This is a genomic window from Desulfosarcina variabilis str. Montpellier (genome assembly GCF_048565275.1).
GTDB lineage: Bacteria > Desulfobacterota > Desulfobacteria > Desulfobacterales > Desulfosarcinaceae > Desulfosarcina > Desulfosarcina variabilis.
The window spans coordinates 6,897,070-6,918,388 of sequence record NZ_CP159846.1; the positions used below are offsets into that span (position 1 = coordinate 6,897,070).

The 21,319-nt window shown below is 53.8% G+C and carries 16 protein-coding genes; 2 read left to right on the forward strand and 14 right to left on the reverse strand.

What is annotated here, in order from left to right; translation table 11 throughout:
• Positions 1 to 8: 8 nt before the first annotated feature.
• Positions 9 to 932: a ParB/RepB/Spo0J family partition protein gene (locus Dvar_RS31235; RefSeq protein WP_419657042.1), complete on the reverse strand. Its 924-nt coding sequence runs from the start codon at positions 930 to 932 to the stop codon at positions 9 to 11.
• A 77-nt stretch (positions 933 to 1,009) separates the two neighbouring features.
• Entirely contained in the window at positions 1,010 to 1,786 is a 777-nt protein-coding gene (locus tag Dvar_RS31240; RefSeq protein ID WP_419657043.1) for a ParA family protein, read from the reverse strand.
• Between the two features lie 114 nt (positions 1,787 to 1,900).
• Here Dvar_RS31240 and Dvar_RS31245 point away from each other — a divergent pair, with 114 nt between their 5' ends.
• Positions 1,901 to 3,325 (forward strand): M48 family metalloprotease, encoded by a 1,425-nt coding sequence (locus Dvar_RS31245; RefSeq protein WP_419657044.1) that lies wholly within the window; start codon positions 1,901 to 1,903, stop codon positions 3,323 to 3,325.
• Positions 3,326 to 3,346: 21 nt separating this feature from the next.
• Here the strand turns inward: Dvar_RS31245 and Dvar_RS31250 are convergent, their stop codons facing one another.
• The 10 genes from Dvar_RS31250 to Dvar_RS31295 form a co-directional block, all read right to left on the reverse strand.
• Complete coding sequence (locus Dvar_RS31250) at positions 3,347 to 5,404, reverse strand: ATP-binding protein (RefSeq protein WP_419657045.1); 2,058 nt, start codon at positions 5,402 to 5,404, stop codon at positions 3,347 to 3,349.
• Positions 5,394 to 6,401, reverse strand: coding sequence for an adenylate/guanylate cyclase domain-containing protein (locus Dvar_RS31255; protein WP_419657046.1), 1,008 nt, complete (start codon positions 6,399 to 6,401; stop codon positions 5,394 to 5,396). Before Dvar_RS31255 ends, Dvar_RS31250 begins: the two co-directional genes overlap by 11 nt.
• A gap of 3 nt (positions 6,402 to 6,404) precedes the next feature.
• Positions 6,405 to 6,902: a Rab family GTPase gene (locus Dvar_RS31260; RefSeq protein ID WP_419657047.1), complete on the reverse strand. Its 498-nt coding sequence runs from the start codon at positions 6,900 to 6,902 to the stop codon at positions 6,405 to 6,407.
• 13 nt (positions 6,903 to 6,915) lie between these two features.
• The gene (locus tag Dvar_RS31265; protein WP_419657048.1) at positions 6,916 to 8,685 is read right to left on the reverse strand and encodes an OmpA family protein; all 1,770 of its coding nucleotides are present in this window, start codon (positions 8,683 to 8,685) and stop codon (positions 6,916 to 6,918) included.
• Positions 8,686 to 8,695: 10 nt separating this feature from the next.
• Positions 8,696 to 9,295: a hypothetical protein gene (locus Dvar_RS31270; RefSeq protein ID WP_419657049.1), complete on the reverse strand. Its 600-nt coding sequence runs from the start codon at positions 9,293 to 9,295 to the stop codon at positions 8,696 to 8,698.
• A 240-nt stretch (positions 9,296 to 9,535) separates the two neighbouring features.
• The gene (gene fusA / locus Dvar_RS31275) at positions 9,536 to 11,569 is read right to left on the reverse strand and encodes an elongation factor G (protein ID WP_419657050.1); all 2,034 of its coding nucleotides are present in this window, start codon (positions 11,567 to 11,569) and stop codon (positions 9,536 to 9,538) included.
• The gene (locus Dvar_RS31280) at positions 11,566 to 12,102 is read right to left on the reverse strand and encodes a GerMN domain-containing protein (protein WP_419657051.1); all 537 of its coding nucleotides are present in this window, start codon (positions 12,100 to 12,102) and stop codon (positions 11,566 to 11,568) included. Before Dvar_RS31280 ends, fusA begins: the two co-directional genes overlap by 4 nt.
• Positions 12,103 to 12,474: 372 nt before the next feature.
• Positions 12,475 to 13,443 carry an electron transfer flavoprotein subunit alpha/FixB family protein gene (locus Dvar_RS31285; RefSeq protein WP_419657052.1) on the reverse strand — a complete coding sequence of 323 codons (969 nt, stop codon included), beginning with the start codon at positions 13,441 to 13,443 and terminating at the stop codon, positions 12,475 to 12,477.
• Positions 13,443 to 14,231 (reverse strand): electron transfer flavoprotein subunit beta/FixA family protein, encoded by a 789-nt coding sequence (locus Dvar_RS31290; protein ID WP_419657053.1) that lies wholly within the window; start codon positions 14,229 to 14,231, stop codon positions 13,443 to 13,445. The genes Dvar_RS31285 and Dvar_RS31290 overlap by 1 nt, the downstream gene beginning before the upstream one ends.
• A gap of 228 nt (positions 14,232 to 14,459) precedes the next feature.
• Positions 14,460 to 16,535 carry a (Fe-S)-binding protein gene (locus tag Dvar_RS31295; protein WP_419657054.1) on the reverse strand — a complete coding sequence of 692 codons (2,076 nt, stop codon included), beginning with the start codon at positions 16,533 to 16,535 and terminating at the stop codon, positions 14,460 to 14,462.
• 334 nt (positions 16,536 to 16,869) lie between these two features.
• Between Dvar_RS31295 and Dvar_RS31300 the strand changes: the two genes are divergently transcribed.
• Positions 16,870 to 18,561 carry a long-chain-fatty-acid--CoA ligase gene (locus tag Dvar_RS31300; RefSeq protein WP_419657055.1) on the forward strand — a complete coding sequence of 564 codons (1,692 nt, stop codon included), beginning with the start codon at positions 16,870 to 16,872 and terminating at the stop codon, positions 18,559 to 18,561.
• 212 nt (positions 18,562 to 18,773) lie between these two features.
• On the opposite strand, the gene Dvar_RS31305 is transcribed toward Dvar_RS31300, so the two are convergent.
• Together Dvar_RS31305 and Dvar_RS31310 are read right to left on the reverse strand one after the other, a co-directional pair.
• Positions 18,774 to 20,591 (reverse strand): acyl-CoA dehydrogenase, encoded by a 1,818-nt coding sequence (locus Dvar_RS31305; protein ID WP_419657056.1) that lies wholly within the window; start codon positions 20,589 to 20,591, stop codon positions 18,774 to 18,776.
• Positions 20,572 to 21,237 carry a TetR/AcrR family transcriptional regulator gene (locus Dvar_RS31310; protein ID WP_419657057.1) on the reverse strand — a complete coding sequence of 222 codons (666 nt, stop codon included), beginning with the start codon at positions 21,235 to 21,237 and terminating at the stop codon, positions 20,572 to 20,574. Before Dvar_RS31310 ends, Dvar_RS31305 begins: the two co-directional genes overlap by 20 nt.
• Between the last annotated feature and the right edge of the window lie 82 nt (positions 21,238 to 21,319).

Sequence of the window (21,319 nt, forward strand, 5' to 3'; positions counted from 1 at the left end):
GGAAGAGGTTAATTTCGCTGTAGTAATTCTAGAAGCCGGCCCAGGTCTTCGTCACTGAAAAAATCAATTTCCACACGTCCTTTTTTGCCCTTGCGTTGAATCCTGACGCGGGTGCCGAAATATCGCGATAAATTCTCGGAAACATCGTTAAAATAACGCTGTTCAGAACTCGGTTCGGGAGCCTGCGCGGATTTTTTTTCCGCATTGATGCGTTTGATCAGGGCTTCGGTCTGGCGTACGGACAGCTTTTTGGACATGACCTCCCGAAAAGCGGCCTGCTGCTTGGCTGCACTGTCAGCCCCCAACAACGCGCGCGCGTGTCCCATGCTGAGCGCCCCGTCCAGAATACTGGCCTGGATCTGCTGGGGAAGCTGACGCAAACGCAAAAAATTGGCCACGGCACTACGGCTTTTCCCCACCCGCTCGGCGGCCTGGTCCTGGGTAAGTTCAAATTCGGTGATCAGGCGGTGATACGCCTCGGCCTCTTCCATGGGGTTCAGGTTTTCACGCTGGATGTTCTCCACAATGGACATCTCCAGCATTTTGGCATCCGAAATATCCTTGACCACCACCGGTACTTTTTTAAGCCCGGCCAGCGTTGCCGCCCTTAGCCGTCTTTCACCGGCCACCAGTTCATAGCCCACATCGTCGGCACGCACCAACAGCGGCTGGATAATCCCCTGGCTGCGAATGGAGCCGGCCAGCGATTCCAGTTCGGCATCAGGAAAATGACGCCGGGGTTGATACCGATTCGGTCGGATCATATCGACATCGCACAGAAAGAAGTCTTTCTTGGGTGGCGCCTGGGTATCGGTGATGGTACTTACCGCGCCCAGATCCGGTATCAGTGCATCAAGCCCCCGGCCCAAGGCCACTTTGCGTTTTTTTTTGGGGCTGGAACCGGCGCTGCTTGCCTTTGGTTTATCTGGCATGTGGTGTCCTAGATAATGGCTGATCAAACCGGAACGGTAATCCGGCCCCGGGTTGATCGATGTTACCGAAACGCCTATTAGGCCTGTCCGGTATGATTGGCGGTCATGATCTCCTTGGCCAGAGAAAAATAACTTTTCGCCCCGGGCGACAAAGCATCGTACAGCAGTATGGGCTGGCCAAAGCTGGGTGCTTCACCCAAGCGGACGTTGCGGGGGATGGTGGTTTTGAACACCAATTCTTTAAAATAGTTCTCCGCATCTTCAGCCACCTGATGACTCAAATTGGTGCGGCGGTCGAACATGGTCAGCAAAATACCGGCAATACCGAGCCCGGGATTCAACCCACTTTTGATCCGCTGATAGGTCTCGACCAGTTGACTGAGCCCTTCCAGTGCATAAAATTCACATTGCAGCGGAATCAGCAGCGCGTTGGCCGCTGTCATGGCATTTACGGTAAGCAGACTGAGTGAGGGTGGACAATCAATGACGATATAATCGAAATCATCCACCACCGGGGTCAATAATTGGCGCAGGGCCTTTTCCCGATTGGAACGATCCATCATTTCCACATCAAAACCGATCAACTCCACTCGGGAGGGCATTACCTTGAGGCACTCGATCTGACTGTCGACAATCACGGTTTTGGCATCAACCTCGCCAATCATCCCATGATAAAGGGTTTTGTCCAATTGGGATTTATCGAGCCCGACACCGGTCGTGGCATTGGCCTGGGGATCGCAATCCACCAGAAGGGTCCGTTTCTCGGAAACGGCCAATGCTGCGGAAAGGTTCACCGCTGTGGTTGTTTTTCCCACGCCACCTTTTTGGTTGGCGATGCATATGATCTGTGCCATGGTGCTAAGCTTTAACATAAAACATGCTGTTTGAAAAGTGGATTAGAATGTGCCATGCTAGTAAAAATAGATAACATGAGAACGTTTATCAGAACCATTGGGAAACCTATTAACATGCTAATAATTAAAAAAATCATTGCCATCTGGGCGCTTGCCGCGTTTTTCTTCTCAACAACGCTGGTATGGACGCCTGATGGCAATTGCATCACCATTCAGGAAGAGCGCGAACTGGCCAAGGAATTCATGGCCGTGGTCAAATCCCAGTACCCGCTGATCGAGGATCCCGTGATCGTGGATTATGTCAACCGGGTCGGCAATCGGATACTGAAAAGTATCCCCCCCCAGCCGTTCGTCTACCAGTTTCATGTGATCCATGAGGATGTGTATAACGCCTTTGCCACGCCGGCCGGCCATATTTTCGTTAACAGCGGCCTTTTTGCGGCCCTGGATTCCGAGGAGGAGCTGGCCGGTATCATTGGTCACGAAATCGCCCATGTGGTCTGCCGCCATATTTCCCAGCGCATTGAAAGTTCTAAAAAAATCGGCATGGCCACCCTGGCCGGCATGGTCGCCGGGGTACTCCTGGGTGTTGGCGGCGCCGGCGCCGCGGCGGGCGCCGTCACCATGGGATCCGTGGCCGCGGGACAGTCCGCTGCGCTGGCCTACAGCCGGGAAAACGAAATGCAGGCCGACCAGTTGGGGTTGGGGTACCTGACCCACGCGGGTTACACCGGCGAGGGTCTGTTGACATCCCTAAGAAAGATCCGCAGCAAACAATGGTACGGCTCCGACCAGATTCCCACCTACCTGACCACCCACCCCGCGGCTGAGCAGCGCATGAGCTATATCGACAACTGGCTGCACCAAAACCGGGCCCAAACAACCGTAAAAAAGTCACCGGTAGGCGGATTTGAATTGGCCCATACGCGCATCACCGCCCTTTATACGAACACGCAATTGGCTCTGGACCATTTTCAAAAGGCTTTGAACAGCTCACCGGATGACCCCATGGCCAACTATGGTTACGCGCTTGCCCTGACGCGTAAGGACCAGTGGCATGCCGCAGCCAAACACATGCAAAAAGCCATCGAAAGCAACGCCTTGGCCACCTATATGCTTCAGGACCTGGGAAAAATCTATTTCCACGAGGGAGCCTTCGAAAAAGCCCTGGAAGCCTTGTCATCCAGCAGTTCTTCCAAAGATCTGGAAGGCCAGCTGTACCTGGGGCGCACCCAAATGGAACTGGAACAGTTTGCGGAGGCCAAGGCCACCTTTGAAAAACTGGTACGCTATCATCAAGACTACACCCAGGCCTACTATTATCTGGGCGAAAGCAGCGGCCGGCTGGGCGATATGTTCGGGGCCCATTATAATCTAGGCCGTTTTTATCAGCGCCGGGGGGATATGCGCAACGCCGGTTTTCATCTCAACCGGGCCATGAAACTGGCCACCAACGAGACGCAAAAACAAATGGTGGACCATGAGCTCAAATCCCTTGATAGCATGGCCAAGGATAGAAAAAAAAACCCGCCGGGATAAGGCAGGTGCAAAGCCACTTTTTCAAGCCGTGGTTGCATCCAATGCCTGCCGAATGGCCACCGCCATGTCCTTCATGACCAGGGGCTTTTTCAGATAAGTGGTAAAGCCCATCTCGCCTGCAGCCGTATCACTGATCGAGGAACTGAACCCCGAGCACAGAATCATCGGCACATCGGACCGGATGGCATGGATTCGCTGGGCCAGCCGTTTCCCGGATAACGCCGGCATGGTCATGTCGGTCACCACCAGATCAAACGCGGCCGGGTCCTGCTCGAAAAGGGATAATGCTTCGACGCTGCTGGTTTTGGCAACCACGTCATATCCCAGGCGCGTCAGCACCTGGCGGGCCAAATCCGCCTGAACGGTCTCGTCATCCACAAACAGAATCCGTTCGCTGCCCTTTGGCATGCCCGCAGAATCCCCGGCGGAATCGTCGACCCGCTCACGAAAAAGCGGTAGATAGACATCGAAACGGCACCCCCCGCCCGCCTGGTTTTGTACGGTGACCGCACCACCGGCTGCGGTCACGATGCCGTGAACCACGGACAGCCCCATGCCTGTTCCCCGGCCATTGGGTTTTGTGGTAAAAAAAGGCTCAAAAATCTTGTCGATCACGGAATCGGGAATCCCCGGGCCGCTATCGACCACCGACAGCCGGACATAATCCCCCGCTTTGAGCCTGGCATGACTTGAGACGAACGATTCGTCCAGGGTCACATCGGTCAGATGCACCGCGATCGTCCCGCCGTCTTCCGCCATGGACTGGCCGGCATTGGTGCAAAGATTGATACAAATCTGGTGAATCTGCGTCGGGTCACAGCGCACCGTCGATCGGCTGATAAGGAAGGTGTCGATCGCGATGCTTGAGGGCAGGGTCGCCCGCATCAACTTGAGCGCCTCCACGATGATCGGCCTGATTTTGACCGATTTGACGATGGTTTCGGCTTGCCTGCTGAACGTCAGAATCTGCTGGACGAGATCCTTGGCCCGATTGCCCGCCGCCAGCACCTGATCCAGGTTATGGCAGGTCTTTGTCGATTCGTCCAAATCCAGGCGCACAATTTCGGCATACCCGATAATAGCGGATAAAATATTGTTGAAATCATGGGCAATGCCGCTGGCCAAGGTCCCGATGGCCTCCATCTTCTGCGCCTGCTGAAGCTGAAACTGAAGCGCCTTTCTGTAGGACACATCATGAAAACTGAAAACAACATGGGCATCGCCGTTAATTTCCAGTCGGACGCATCCCCCTTCAACGGGAATGGCTGAATGGTCATCCCGATACAGGCAAATTTCATCGATCGGCGCCATCCCCGCCTTGAGGGTGGTGACCAGCACATTGTGAATGCTCTGTGCCTCGTGGGCAGGAAAAAGATCACTGATCTGATGGGTGCACAGCGCGTCCTTGGGACTTGCCATCAACCGGCAGGCGGCGCTGTTGACATCCCGGATGCGGCCCTGTTGATTGACCAGCACCTGGGCATCGAAAAGGTTGTCAAAAAGGGTTCGAAAACGATGCTCACTGTCGGCCAGGGACTTTTCAGCCCGTTTGCGTTCCTCAATTTCCGATTTCAAACGGGCGTTGGACGCCAACAGGTCCCGGCTTCGCTCCTCTACCCGCGTCTCCAGTTCCGCGCGCAGATGGTCCGCAATCCGCTGCTGGCGACGGGACTGGTCAAGATTCAGCTCCAGTTCACGTCCGGTCTGGATCAAGGCCTGTTTTTCCGTGTGCGCGACATCACAGGATTCAATCAAAAGCAATTTTTCCCGGCCAAGCTGGACCGCACTGGCCTCCAGGGCAATCTGCGTTCCATCGGGCATGCATTGGATCCACATCCCGGAGCGTAGGCGGCCCTTGTTCTGTGTATCCCAAAATGCCTTGGCATCCACCATGAAATTGGCGAGAAACGGGAAATGCTCCTCAGGAGGGTCAGGCAGGCAACCGGATGCCCCGTGCTTACAAAGCTTGCCGAACCAGGACGGCGCATCACCGATCAACCGAAAACAATTTTCCGCCTCACGAATCACCACCGCAAATCCCAACACCTTCAATAAATTGGCTTGTCCATCAATTTTCATGCATCATCGTCCAGCTATAGGCGGTTATGGGGCGATCCATGCCCCGAGGTGTCAATCGTCTGGCCGTAAACGCCAGACCGTTGGCCGGCAATACCTGCCAAGTAGTCCGATCGATCAATAGTTCCTGCCCGGCGGCCTGATGCGCCAGATGCGCCGCCAGATTAACGGGGCGGCCGGTAACGCTCATCGTTTTTCGATGCTGGCTGCCAATCATGCCCCAAACCACGGGTCCGGTGGCAATCCCGATCCCCACCGTCAAAGGCAAGTTCCCGGTCTGCCGACGATTTTCAGCCTCAACCCGGGTTTTCTCGATGACGGCTTTGGCGGCCGCCACAGCCAGAGCCGCGGATGCACCATCAGATGGCAACAGACCAAACACCGCCATCACCCCGCCTCCGACGATTTTATCAACAATCCCGGAATATTCGAGGACCGGCTCGATCATGGCCGCCAAATACGCGTTCAACGTGTCGAACCCATCCGCCGGCGATGCGTGTTCACAAAACCAAGTAAAGCGCCGGATACTGGCAAACAAAATGGAAAGCGTGCGCCGCTGGGCACCCTGGCGGACATCGATATCCAAAAGGCCCCGGGTAGCGTCTTTGAACATATGCGCAGCCGGCGTGGGCGGATGAGCATCACCCAGCAATTGCATGGCATTGGCCTGTTGCTGGACCCGACGCTGGTATTGGGCCTTGGGGCCCGCATCGGTCAAAAGCAGCCATAAGCGCCCCGCATCCCGAAAAAGATGCACATCAACAACAATGCCGTCGCGCCATTCAACACATTCCAAAACCAGGTGGTTGTCAGGCATGGGCAACAATCCCTCGACGAAAAAAAGCAGATCCCCTATACGCATGCCTTTTTGCGGTGCCGGAATGCGGTAGTCATCCAGCGCCCCGCCCCAACTGAGAATCGTTCCCTGATCATCGATAAGAAAATAAACCGGATGCAATCGGTCCAATAGATAGGCTAAAATCGAGTCCGGATAATCCACCGTCTACTCCATTAGCATCATCTCCACCAGTCTGGTGAAGGCCGACTCCACGCCGGATCCGTCCTTGGCGCTGGTTTGAACCACGACAGCGCCCTCTCCTTCAAGGGCGCTTTGCTGGGACGCTGAAATCTCCCATCGATCCATCAGATCGGATTTATTAAAAACAAAAATCACCGGGACATTTCCAATGGTTTTCCGGCAGCGCGTGACAAGGTCGTGGGCAACGGTAAGGGTATACCCCCGGGTTCCATCGACCACCAACAGGCAGCCGGACGCGCCCCGCAGATAGGATGCGCGAACAGCCTGAAAATCATCCTCGCCGTGAATATCCCAGAGGATCAGATCGACGGTTGAATCATTACAGGCCACCGTTTTTTTATCAACCTTGACCCCCACGGTGGTATGATACTTTTCCGAGAAAAGGCTGTGAACATAACGCCTGACCAGGCTGGTCTTGCCAACCGCAAAGGCACCTAACATGCATACTTTCTTTTTTAACATGACTGCTGTTTTCCTATCGCAGCAAACGATGGTTGAGCAATTCAAAGACCACACATCGACTCAGGGCCTGAACCTTTTCAGTTGGGGCAACCGGCTCCACCTGCGGATACATGCCCAGCCCAACCCGTTTAATATCGATATCCAGATCACTTTTCCGAAGAATATACCGGTACACGGCCTCGGCCCGCTGCTGGCTGATGGCCAGTCTAACAGCCTCAGTCCCCGCTGAATCGGAATATCCCAGGATTCTGATGCCAAGCGCACGGCCCAATCGTTGGGACAGTTGCTCCAGCAGGCCAAGGTCGTCCATCAGGCGTGTCAACACACCATCCTGCCCTTGATCCATGGTCGCCGAGCGGACGGGAAAAAGGATGCGCAATTGTTGAAGATGCCGGTCAAGCGTGCCCAGCGCCTCTATATCACTGTCAACGAGTTTTTGCGTGTGGATGCCAAAGACGCCCGGGATTGCCGAAAATGTGGTCATGAGCCGCTGGATCCATTGGTGTCCCGCCACGCCACTGACCACCAGCGCACCGCTTTGCATGGCCAGTTGCACCGACGGCGGTGGTCCCAGGATTTGTCTGGCCCGTTTCAGAATAAAACTTGGCTCAAGCGAAACATAGGGCTGTAAATGAAAGTCCACCTGGTCGTCGGAGAACCCGAACGAACGCGGAAGCGGCGTCGGGTCTTCGGCAAGCGGGTCCTTGAGCCCCAATACCATCAGGTGCCGCCCCTTTTTCTCAACATCGGTGACCACGATCCCGGGTTGGTGCTTCAGGGCGGCCAGAAAATGGTTACACCGCCTTTTGTATTGAAACGCTGCCACCGCCCCCCAGGCGACAATACCAATCAGGATGGCCGCCATGACCCAGAGCAAGGGCGATGTCTTTTTCGTGGTCTCCTTGAACCGTGCATCCAAACAGGTGGCCAGTACCTCGTCGGCATTTTCAAAGGCGGCTGAGTCCCCCTGGTATTGTTCCAATGGCTGTTGAAACCGAATGTGGATCGATCCCAGCGTTTCATTCATACGTTGGCGCAATTCAAGGGGCGGGGTTCCGCGAATCACCGCGGCCATGTATGCCTTGGGTCCCTTTTCGATCCAGATCGTGCGCTGATTGCCAATACGCAGGGTATCAAGCCCCTCTTCGGATGTTCCTCCAAAGGAATCGCGTACAAAATCTTCAATGGCGGTGAGCATTCCAGACACCATATCCGGATCCTGGTAATCCGCCGTCCCTCCGCTTACATGGTGAAGGACCAGTCCCGAAGCACAATGGATGAGAAAGATCTGTTCGACCTGATAGACCAGTGTATGGAAAAGGACGATTTCCGCATAGGGCCGATGGGTACGCAAGGCCTCGAACCGCCACTTCAGTCCCTGGATGGAGAAACTGTGGTTGAGCAATTGATTGAAAGACTGAATCATGCCCATGATCGCGGTGGCGATCGCCCGGCGGATACCCGGCCCCATCAATGGGAAAATCGCATCGGCCAGGACCTTGGGATCCTTGCGAACGGAATCACGGATCGAATCTTCGATGGTCGCCCGCAAAGCACCGGCAATACGCCGATCCTGATCCAGGGACAGGGCGATTGCATCGGGAAGAATATGGCTGACCTCTTTTGTCCGCGTGGCAAAATCATCTAGCCGGTGTTCCAGACGGTGAAGACGGTCCGCCGCTGGGCCGACGATGATCCGGCGAAGGGTTTTTAGCTTCTCCTGGTTCGGTGTCTCATTGTCCGGGGATGGAACAATCGGATCACTTGGGGAAACCATAGCCAAGGGATACCCCTTAATCGGATTCGGGTAGCTGGAACTCGTTCTTGAGCCGCATGGCGGCCTCCATCATCAAATCGGCCAGGGCCAAACGGTCGGTTTTCTCGTGGGTCAACGCCTCGACAGACTGGTCCAACTGTTTCTGCAGGGCGTCGTTTTTCTCACGGATTTCGGTCATTACGGTTTTGGCCTGTTGGAGGATCTGATCCTGGGCCTCACGCTGGTTGTTGACGACTTTATCACCGAGTAGACTGAGTTTATTCTCTAACATTCTTTTCGCATCGTTTACTTTCTCAGAAAGCGTCTGTACGGATTCGATGCGCTCGGTTTTTTCACTTGTCAATTGATCGGAAAGGGATTGAAATTCTTTACGCACAAATTGCTCAAGCGTATCCAGGGTGCTTTTCATTTCGATACGAACCGATACGATAGCTTTTTCTATTTTGTCGTCCAAAGCAACCAGTTTCTTCTCTATTTTCCGGGACTGGGAACCAAAAAGAATATCCCGAATTTTATCAATGTTTTCACTTTCAGAAGGTTTATTTTCCGCTACAGGAGTCACTTCAGGAATATCGGCTGCCTCATCCGAGGCCACGGGTGTCGAGGTTTCGGACATATCACCTCCTTTATCAATTTTCTAAAATGGAACGTAATGAACCCAGTTGGAGCGGTTACAATGGAAGCAAATAGAAAGAATTCAATCAACGCGCTGGCGAAGCAGGCGCACCTTTTTGAGGTACATATACACAACTATCAATGATTTAAGGAAGTTGTCAAGAGCGTTTCCACGCCCCGAAAATAGAAACGCCGCCTTGTCTAACAAGGCGGCGTTGATGTCAATGGATGGTCTGTTGGGTCAGCTTCGATCAAACCGGGAAAACTGCATGGAAAAGGTTCCCCTGCCCTGGGTGGCCGACCGCAGGCTGGTCGAATACCCGAACATTTTGGCCAGCGGTACAGTGGCCTTGATGATCTGGACACCCATTTTGGGTTCGATGGCTTCGACCTTGCCGCCTCGGGCGTTGAGATCGCCGATCACATCGCCCATAAAATCCTCGGGCACGAGTATTTCCACATCCATGATGGGATCCAGCAAAAATGAACCACCCAGAGAAAGGGCCTCACGCACCGCCATGGAAGCGGCCACCGTAAAGGCCAGTTCGGTACCATTGGCTTCCCCGGCAGTGGCCGCGGTGAGCACCGCCTTGACATCCACCACGGGATAGCCCATCAAAATACCGCTCTCCATGGACTCCATGACCCCTTTTTCCGCCGCTTTGGCCAGTGCCGGCGCCAAAACTGTCTCGTCCACCAGGGATTCAAAACAATTGCCTTCACCGCGTGGTTGGGGCGCCAATCGAAGGGTGACTTCCGCATAGTGACGGTTGCCGGCCACTTCCTTGTCAAACACGGCACTGCCGCTGGCAGCGGATTCGATGGTTTCACGGTACACTACCTGGGGCTTGCCCACGTTCACCTGGGTATTGAATTCACGCTGCATGCGGCTGGTGATGATCTCCAAGTGAAGTTCACCCATCCCGGACAAAATGATCTGTCCGGTATCCTCATCCTCTCTGACCCTCAAGGTCGGGTCCTCGGCCATGAATTTATCCAGCACCTGCTGCAATTTTTCCTGATCGGCATGGGTTTTGGGTTCCACCGCCACGGAAATCACCGGTTCGTAGAATTCCATTTGCTCCAGCAATACCGGCTTGTCCTGTTGGCAAAGGGTTTCGCCGGTAGAGGATTCCTTGAGCCCCACCACACCGACAATGGATCCCGGTCCCACGGCATCCACCCGCTCCCGCTTGTTGGCGTGCATTTTAAGGATGCGCGAGAGTTTTTCTTTCTTTTTCCGACTGGGGTTGTAAACATCGCTCCCGGCATTGAGCATCCCGCTGTAAACCCGCACGAACGACAGTTTGCGGCCTTCGATCATGGACACCTTGAAGATCAAAGCCGCCAAAGCGGCTTTTTCTTTGGGTTCACATACGATGACTTCGCCGGTTTCAGGGTGGACACCGCTGATGGCTGGCACTTCGGCCGGACTGGGCAGGAACTCGACAATGGCATCCAGAAGCGGTTGAATGCCTTTGTTTTTCAGCGCGCTGCCACACAGCACCGGAACCAGATGCAATCCCACTGTTGCCTTGTGGATGGCATCTTGAAGCGTCTTCGCATCAATGGGCGATTCAGCCAGGTAGGCTTCCATGATCTCATCATCCACCTCGGCAAGGGTCTCTATCATCTGGTCGCGGTAGATCTCCGCATCATCCTTGAGCGCGGCATCAATTTCCCCGGCGCTGAAACTGGCGCCCAGGCTGTCATCGTCCCACTGGATCTGCTGCATGGTGATCAGATCAATCACCCCGGTAAAACTGTCTTCACTGCCCACCGGAATCTGCAGAATCAAGGGTGTTGCCTTGAGCCGGTCGCGCATCATCTGCACCGTACCCAAAAAATCGGCCCCGATCCGATCCAATTTGTTGACAAAGGCGATCTTGGGCACTTTGTAGCGGTCGGCCTGGCGCCATACGGTTTCGGATTGGGGCTCGACACCGCCCACGGCACAAAAGACCCCCACGGCACCGTCAAGTACGCGCAAGGAGCGTTCCACTTCGATGGTAAAATCAACATGTCCAGGGGTGTCGATCACCTGGATGTCCTTGCCCTTCCACTGACAGGTGGTTACCGCACTGGTAATGGTGATGCCCCGTTCCTGCTCATCGACCATCCAATCCATCACGGCCTCACCGTCATGAACTTCGCCGATTTTATGAGACCTGCCGGTATAGTAAAGCACCCTTTCGGTAACCGTGGTTTTACCGGCGTCGATGTGGGCAATGATACCAATATTTCTTATATTATTGAGTTTTTCCGTTTTTTTCATCGTGTCAACAGCATATCTGCGGTTAAAGGAAATGCCAGGGTCAAATGCCCGGCCAATGTCTGCGCCTCGGCCCCGTTGATCAACATTTTAACTCGCCTAATCTTCGGCACATTCAGTATTAAAGAATTAACTATTGAAAATAATGTCAATTGCTCCATTCGGCAACTACCCGGATGATTTTCTGTGAATTGGGAACTAAAATCCACGACCGCCGTACCGTCGTCTATCAGAAAAAAGGCACGCAGCTGCGTTCCTTTGGGAATGGTCGGCGAATTGCCTTCAGCGGGGCCGGCGATCAGTTCCTCGATCAATTGTCGGCCTATCATCACCGGGTCGCCGGATTTGGCCATCACGCGCTTTTCGGCAACCAGAAATGGATTTCGCGCATCAGCGAAATAAAGATGCGCCACCCATTTATCCCCATCTTCGGCGAAACCCTGCAGAATGGGTGCGGCAATGACTGTTAGCAGGCAAAAAAACACCAGCCGGCGCGCATCTCGCGGCGTATGCATCCAACCATAACGCTTGAGCATGAATGATATCCCCGAAAGCCGTTGATAGGATCCAATAAAAGAATTGATGTATGCCAAGGGGGTGTCCATGTCAAGACAAACACATTATGATCAGCAATTGTAATTATGCCGTGTCGAACTTTCCGATTACGATTACGATTACGAGCACCGCTTCGCTGAGCACGACGGGTATTGGCGTTTTTCGTGCTCGTGCTCGTAATCGCAATCGATTATTATTTTTTGCTATCGAACGATGAAATTCCCGCTGAACACCTTCAAAATTTACATTTGCTGTATTCTGACACCATGTGTTCGTGTAAGTGAGGGACAAAAAAAGCGGCGGGTTTCCGATAGGATACGGAAAACCCGCCTTGAATTGGCTTCGCTGTATTTTTACAGATCGCCGATGGCTTCAGTCAGCTCAGGCAGAAATTCGAGGATGTCGGCCTCGATACCGATGTCGGCCACCTGGAAGATCGGGGCCTTGACGTTCTTGTTGATGGCCACGATAAACGGGGAGCCCTTGATCCCGCCCATGTGCTGGAAGCTGCCGGAGATACCGCAGGCCATGTACACCTTGGGTTTGACCGTCTGGCCACTGGTTCCCACCTGACGGGATTTTTCCAGCCACTTGGCATCCACGATGGGACGCGAGCAGGAGACCACCGCGCCCATGGCATCGGCCAGTTCCTGGGCGATCTCGATATTCTCTTCGTCCTCGATACCGCGGCCAACGGAGACCAGAACATCCTCTTTGGTGATGTCCACATCGCCCACTTCGGCTTCCACCACTTCCAGGAACTTGCGGCCACAGGACAGATCGCCGATGTCACCGGATTTGTCTTCCACGGTGCCGCCGGCCGATTTACTCTCGTCCGGCGCAAAAGACCCCGGGCGGATGTTGACCACCGCACCAGATGAGATATCGCAGCGCACATGCGTGCTCACCATGCCCGAGTATTCCTGACGGATCACCTTCAGGGCATCGCCTTCCACGCCTTCGATATCCACCACGTCGGCCACAAAGGTCGAGTCCAGCTTGATCGACAGGCCCGGGGCCAGGTCCATACCAAAGGTGTCGTGGGGCACCAGCACGATGGCATCCGCGGGCAGCACACCCACCAGCAGTTTTCTGACCACTTCCGCATTGGGATAGGCCAGGGCGTCGCTTCCGAATTTCAAGACTTTGGGATACGTGGCCGCCACTGCATCGGCCACCTGGTCCAACTCGGCGCCCGATCCGGTCACGATGGCCGTTACCGCAGCACCGGCATCGATCTTCTGGGCCGCAACGATCAGTTCCAGGGCCGAATCATCGGCCACACCATTATGATGGGTAATATATGCGTAAATGTCAGCCATTATTTCAGTCCTCCTTTGGCCTTCAGGTGTTCGATCAGTTTGGCGATGATCTCTTCCGTGCTGCCTTCAAGCATCTCGGCGCCCTCGCCCAGTTCAGGCACGAAGTAATCCAGGCGTTTCACTTTGGCACCGGCTTCGCCGACAGCGGAGGCATCCACGCCCAGGTCACCGGCACCCAACTCGGGAATATCCACAGAGGCCACCTTGCGGATACCGCGGATACCCACGTAGCGCGGCTCGTTGATTCCGGTCTGGATCGACAGGACACAAGGCAGGGAAATTTCGTTCATCTCCTGGTTACCGCCTTCGATCTCACGGCCCACCTTGAGTTTGTCGCCGTCCACCTCGACCTTGTTGACCAGTGAGGCATAGGGGTAGTCCAGCATGGCCGCCAGCATACCGCCCACCTGGCCCGCGCCGTCATCGGCCTGGGCACCGGTCAGGATCAGGTCGTATTTGCCCTTTTCCACCGCGGCCTTGAGCAGGGTAGCAATGCCCTTGCCGTCCGAGCCTTCAAAGGCATCGTCGGTCAACAGAATCCCGTTGTCCGCGCCCATGGCCATCTCACGGCGCAGCACTTCTTCGGACTCGTCATCGCCCACCGTCACGACCGTTACGCTGCCGCCCACATTATCGCGGATCTGAATCGCTTCTTCCACCGCGTAGTTGTCCCATTCGTTGACCGAATAGACCAGATCGTCGCGCTCGATGTCGCTACCGTCGCCGTTTACCTCGATCTCGTTCTCGGCCGTATCGGGTACCCGTTTGACGCATACTAAAATTTCCATAGTTCCTCCGGTTAGTTTTACTTGTGAGTCTTTATCGAAACTGGTTCAAAATAAAACCCCAAATCCCAAGCACCAAGTTCCAAATAAATCCCAAATCTCAATATTCAAATCTCAAACAAGGCATAACCGGGTTTGGGATTTGACATTTGGTCATTGGGATTTATTTGGGATTTGTCATTTGATTATTGGGATTTTTTATCCATTAATGCGTTCATTTTCAAACCAGAATTATGCCAGGTGCCTGGCAATCAGCTCCGACAGGTCAATCGCCTCCATCTCCCCTTCCAGACCGGCCACCTTGATGGCATCTTCCATGTTGACCAAACAGAACGGACAGGCCGTGACGATCACGTTGGCACCGGCTTCTTTGGCCATCTCAACCCGCAGCACGCCCATGCGCTGTTCCTCTTCCGGTTCGTAGAAGAGCATCAGCCCGCCGCCGCCGCAGCAAAAACTGCGATCCCGGCTACGTTCCATCTCCACCCGCTTCAGGCCGGCAATGGCGTCCAGCGCAGAACGCGGATCATCGTACACCTCGTTGTGCCGGCCCAGGTAGCACGGGTCGTGGTAGGTATACACCTTGTCGCTGTCCCCATTGACACCGGTCAGCTGCAGGGCACCGCTTTTCACGTTGCGCGCGATAAACTGGCTGATGTGCTCCACCGGCGGCAGATCCTTGTATTCGTTCTTAAGCACGTTATAGGCATGCGGGTCGGCGGTGATGATGTGTTTCACACCGCTATCCATGATCGCGTCGGTGTTCATCTCTTTCATGGTCTGAAAGAGCATCTCCTCACCAAACCGGCGGATCTCGTTGCCCGCGTCCTTCTCCTTCTTGCCCAGGATACCGAAATCAGAACCGGCAGCCGACAGGATCGTCGCTGTGGCCCGACCCAGATCCTGCATACGGTCATCGTAGCTGGTGATACTGTCCACAAAGTACAGAGCCTCGGCCGATTCCTTGCCCTTGGACAGGTCTTTGACCTTGACGGTCTCGGGCAGGTCCTTGGTCCAGTCCGCGCGTTTCTTCTCCATCTTGCCCCAGGGATTGCCACGTTTTTCCAGGGCCTTGAGCGGTTTCTGCAGGCTCTGGGGAACCAAGCCCTCGTCCACCATGCCGCGGCGCAGGTCCACGATCTTGTCGATATACTCGATGCCAATGGGACATTCCTGCTCACAGGCACCACAGGTCGTACATGACCAGATCTCGTCCTCCTCAAAAATTGTGCCGATCAGGTCCTTACTTTTCTTGAACTTGGCACCGTACGGGTAGATCGGGTAGTTCTCGAACACCTGGTTGCGGCCCTTGATGGAGATGAACCGTGGTGACAGGGGGCGGCCCACGGCATTGGCCGGACAGTTATCCGAGCAGCGACCACAGTCCGCGCAGGAGTAGAAATCCAGGATGTGTTTCCAGGTAAAATCCTCCAGTTTCTTCACGCCAAAGGATTCCAGGTCGTCCAGCTGCTCGTCGCTGATCCCGTGCTGCACCGGCTTGATGTTGCCCTTATCGATGCGCATGAAAAACACGTTGAAGATCGAGGTGATCACGTGAAAGTGTTTGCCCAGGGGCAAAAAGCACAGGAAGAAAAAGAAGGTCAGGTCATGAATGTAGTAGGCGATCACGTGGATGGCTTGCAATGCCGAAGTGGACGCCGATGAAAGGGCCATCTTGAACAGCCAGCCCAGGCTTAAAGGGGCCAGGAACGCTACATGCAGGCCGGCCTGGGCGTTGGCCGCCACATGGCTGGCCTCGAACAGGCTCTCGGAAATCATCAGGGTCGAAATCAGACCCAGCACAAACAGGGCCTCAGCCGTGTGATCCTTGCCGTACTTGGCCGGCACCTTGTATCGTTCGGGCTTGACCACCGCTCGCCGCCAGGCTGCAATACCACATGCGATCAGCACCGCAGTGGCCGCGTAGTCCTTAAGGAAATTGTAGATATCCCCCACAAACCCGCCAAAACCAGGCATCACGAAGTCAGGGTCGATGCCGATGATTACCAGTGAGCAGGACCGGATACTCAAAATCAAGAAACCGGCGAAGATGATAATGTGCACCACCCCCGCCTGCTTGTAACGCGGCTGACGATACTGGCCCAGCCAGATCTTAAAAACGTTGGCAAGGCGCTGCGGAATGCGGTCGAACCGCAGATCCGGCGCCGCTTTGACAAGCGGGGCCGTTCGCAGGGCCATGATGTAGGTGAATAAAGCGACTCCCAAGGCTGGAATGAGGATCGAGAAAATGACCGTGGGAATAAACATAAAAATGTAGTTTGCCGGAGCGATCAACGCGTTTTCCATCTTTTACTCTTGCTCTCCCTTCGGTTTCGTATTAGAATTCGTTAAAAAATGAATGAGTATTCATTCAGCACCTAACCACTTAATCTCCTGTCAAAAAAAATTTTGACTGGATCGGATTCATTTTATTACTATGTATGAAAACCCGCTGCATGGGTCATCCAATGGTATCCGTCGATTATTTACACGTGTTCAACCTCGCTCAACCCGATGGTATTCAAACCGACCAGTCGTTCTTATTAAGGATGGGGAAGTTACCCCAAAAATCCTCATCGTATAGGAAAGGAAGGTAATTTATTACGAACGCCAAGGAAATACAAGCAAAAAGGAGACGACCGTGAGTGCAAGCAATCCATACCTGGCAAAACCGTGGCTGAACCATTACGAATCAGGCGTTCTCGAGCACATCCAATATGAACCCATCTGCCTGCCGGATTGTTTGAAACGATCCGCCAAACGGTTTCCTGATAAAATGGCATTGTCTTTTCAGGGCTACCAGATCACTTTTTCCAAACTGGATGAAATGGTGGATCGATTTGCAACCTGCCTCATCGATTTTGGTATCCAAAAGGGAGATAGTGTGGCAATCCTTTTGCCCAACACGATTCCCTGCGTAGTTGCTTATTTTGCCAGCATGCGCATCGGTGCCATAACGGTCATGAACAACCCCCTTTATTCAGACCGGGAACTTTACCACCAGTTCACCGATGCCGAAGCCAAAGTACTCATCACGCTGGATCTTTTAGGCAACCGCATGATCGATTTACGCCCTCAGACGCAGATCAAGCAAATTGTCATCACCAGCATTGGTGATTACCTCCCATTTCCCAAAAACCTCTTGTTTCCCCTGATAGGCAAAAAAAAGGGGCTGGCCGCCAAGGTCAAACCCGCAGAAGATGTCTATCAATGGAAAACGCTGCTATCCAGGCATGCACCCCCCCCTGCCCACGTGCCCCTGGATTTTGAAGATGTAGCCATGTACCAGTACACCGGTGGAACCACCGGTGTCTCCAAAGGCGTAATGCTGACCCACGGTAACTTGAGCAAGCAGATCCAGCAAATCTGTGCCTGGTTTCCTCAATTCGGCCCCGACGAAATCATGCTGGGCGCCCTGCCCTTCTTCCATGTCTTTGGTCTGTCCACAGCCATGAATCTGGCGATTTACAGCGGCTGGGGAAATATTCTGGTGCCCAAGCCCCAACCGACCCAATTGCTTGAGGCCATCAGCAAATACAAACCCACCTTCGCGCCGCTTGTGCCGACCATGTACATTGGCATGCTTGAACACCCCAAGATTGAAAGCACTGACCTGACGTCGATCAAAGGCTGTTTTTCCGGTAGCGCCCCCCTACCGATCGAGGTAATCCATGAATTTGAGAAAAAAACCGGTTCTACCATCGTCGAAGGGTATGGCCTGACCGAATCGTGTCCGGTAACCCACGTAAATCCGTTTAAAGGTCAACGCAAAATCGGAAGCATCGGCGTGCCGATCCCGGACACGGTATGCCGAATTGTCGACTTGAAAAACGGTGCAACCGACGTGCCGCTGGGCGAAAGCGGGGAACTGTTGATCAAAGGGCCGCAGATCATGAAAGGCTATTGGAAACGACCTGACGCGACGGCCGAGGCCCTGACGGATGGCTGGTTGCACACCGGAGATATCGCCCAAATGGACGAAGACGGCTATTTTTACATTGTGGATCGAAAAAAAGATCTCATCATCTCCGGTGGATATAATGTCTACCCCCGGGATATCGAAGAAGTCTTTTTCGAACACCCCAAAGTAATGGAAGCCACGGCCATCGGCATTCCCCATCCCAAACGCGGTGAAGCAGTCAAGGTCTTTGTGGTGTTAAAAGAGGGCAAGCAAGCAACCACCGAGGAACTGATGGCCTATTGCCAAGACAAACTGGCCAAATATAAATGGCCCACGGAAATCGAGTTCCGCAAGGATCTGCCCAAAACCAATGTGGGCAAGATCCTGAAAAAAGATCTCAGGGCCGAGGAACTGGAAAAGCGCCAAGAATAATCCGGAAATGGCTAAAACAAACGGGGAATCAGCCTGTTGGCTGATTCCCCGTTTTATTCTCACGGATTGGGTAAGGTGTCGAGAAACGGTAGCTTTCGCCCGAGTTCAAGGCGGGAGATGGATTCGAACCGCAGGAATATATGTAATATTTTGAGGATTCGAATCCATCTCCCAACGCCGAAATCGGGTGAAAGATGCCGTTTCTTTAAACACTATTTGGCGCCGAAGGCATCTTCGGATATATCCACCGCCGCACTACTGGTCACCATGATGGCATCCATCTTTCCCATGGTAATGGGCAGCACCGCCTGGCTAAAGTATTGAATACTCTTCAGTTGGCCTTCGTAAAAAGCCTGATCTTTTTTCTTGGATCCTTTTTCCAACGCCTTGGCGGCAATCACCCCTCTCCACAACAACATCCAGGTCAATATCACATCACCAGATGCCTCCATGAACGGGTGGGCAAAGGCAAAGGCATTCATCACCTTGGGCGACATGGCCGTAGCCCCTAAATGCATGGCCACTTCTCCCAGGCGATTCAGTGCTTTTTCAAGGCGGGAGGCGAACTCTTTCAGGCTGTCAATGGCTTTGGCCTGGGCGATGGTCTGTTGAATTTCCCCCATCAGATCCATGATCGGTTTGCCCTTGTTCATGCCCAGCTTGCGTCCCAACAGGTCCATGGCCTGGATGCCGTTGGTGCCTTCGTAGATCAAGGTGATGCGGCTATCCCTGAGCAGCTGCTCCTGGGGATACTCCTTGATGAATCCATACCCGCCATAAACTTGCACGCCGGTACTGCAGATGTCAAAAGCCCGGTCGGTCACATAGCCTTTGCAGACCGGAATGAGCAGGTCCAGCATTCCCTGAAGCCGGGCCTTTTCATCTTTATCGGCGGACACGGTCATCCGGTCGGTAAGCGATGCGGCATAGTAAAGCAGGCTGCGCATGCCTTCCACATAGGCCTTCATCGAAATCAGCATGCGGCGCACATCCGGGTGCTGGATGATGGGCACCGATGGCGCGTCAGGATTCATCATCTGCAGCAGATTCTTGCCTTGGATTCGCTCCCGGGCATAGTTCAGGGCATTCAGATACGATGCGCTGGCACAGGACAGTCCCTGCAATCCCACCAACAGCCGGGCCTCGTTCATCATTAAAAACATGGCCCGCATGCCCTTGTTTTCCTCACCCAAAAGCTCTCCGATGCAGTTGCCTTTGCCGCCCAGGGTCAAGGAGCAGGTGGCATTGCCATTGATTCCCATTTTATGTTCAATCCCCGTGCAGACCACATCGTTGAATTCCCCCAGACTGCCGTCTTCATTGACGCGGTATTTAGGAACCAAAAAAAGTGAAATGCCCTTGGTGCCTGCCGGCGCGCCCTCAATACGGGCCAGAACCGGGTGGACGATGTTCTCCACCATGTCGTGCTCTCCGGCGGAGATGAAAATTTTGGCGCCGGTGATCGAGTAGGTCCCGTCCGCATTTTTCTTTGCCGTTGTGGTCAGGTTGCCCACGTCGCTGCCGGCCTCGGGTTCGGTCAGCAGCATGGTGCCGGTCCACTTGCCGGTGAACATATTTTTCAGAAACAGCTTTTTCTGCCGCTCGGTGCCAAAGGCCTCCACCAGAAGGGCGGCACCATGGGTCAGCCCCGGATACATCATAAACGCGTAATTGGCGCCGTTGAAGTAATCACTGGCAGCCAGGGCCACGGTTCTGGGCATACCCTGTCCCCCATATTCCGGGTCCTCGGTCATGGCCAGCCATTCCCCCTCGATGAACAACGCATAGGCCCGCTTGAAACTTTCGGGTACAGACACCTGACCATTTTCAAACCGGCAGCCCTGTTCGTCGCCTTCCTTAAAGGTCGGTAAAATTTCCTTGATTGCCAGGTTGCGGGCTTCACTGACAATCAAGTCGATGGTCTTTTTGTTAAACTCGGCATACATCTCATGCTTACCCAGCGAGCCGATGTTGAGCTGCTCGTGAAGCACAAAATCAACGTCTCGTCTGTCAGCGATTACCTGTGCCATGGTTGGTTTTCTCCTTGTTACCAATTCCGTTAATAAAAAGGTCGACCAAGGGATCGGCCATGGTTACCAGATCATATTGTCCGTCGGAATGAATCCAGGCATTGATCACCTCGTCCACCGCCCCGTTGATCATGCGTTTGACCAGGCCGATAAAGAGGTTCCGGCGAATGGAGCCCTCCTCCTGTCCCAATTCGACGACTTCCGAGATAATATCCCGATAGGCTTTGGACATGTTTTTCAGGTAATCATCACCGAGCCAGCGGTTTTGATGGGTTTCAGCCTGGTAGACGATGGCCATGTTGCGATCCTTCTGAAATTCCTCCAGGTGGACGCGAATCAGGCGCCTTAATTTTTCCTCGGCAGTTTTGGGTTTTTTGACCGCGTCTCTGAAACGCTTGAAAATCTGTTGGGTCTTGTACTCGTAAAATTGAACCAGAATGTCGTCTTTATTCTTGAAATAAAGATAAATGGTTCCATCGGCGACACCGGCCGCTTTGGCAATTTGGGCAATGGTGGATTGAAAAAAGCCCTGCTCGGCAAACACTTTTACGGCGGCTTCGAGAATACGATGGTATTTTTCCGTATTTTTCCTGTTGGTACTGATAGCAAACCTCCTGTAGAACCGAACATATGAATGAATACTCATTCATTTATCAGAGTCCAAAACCCTCTGTCAAGCGTTCGTGTCAAAAAATCAGTTGTTATTGATCCATTCAATGTGGCCGCCC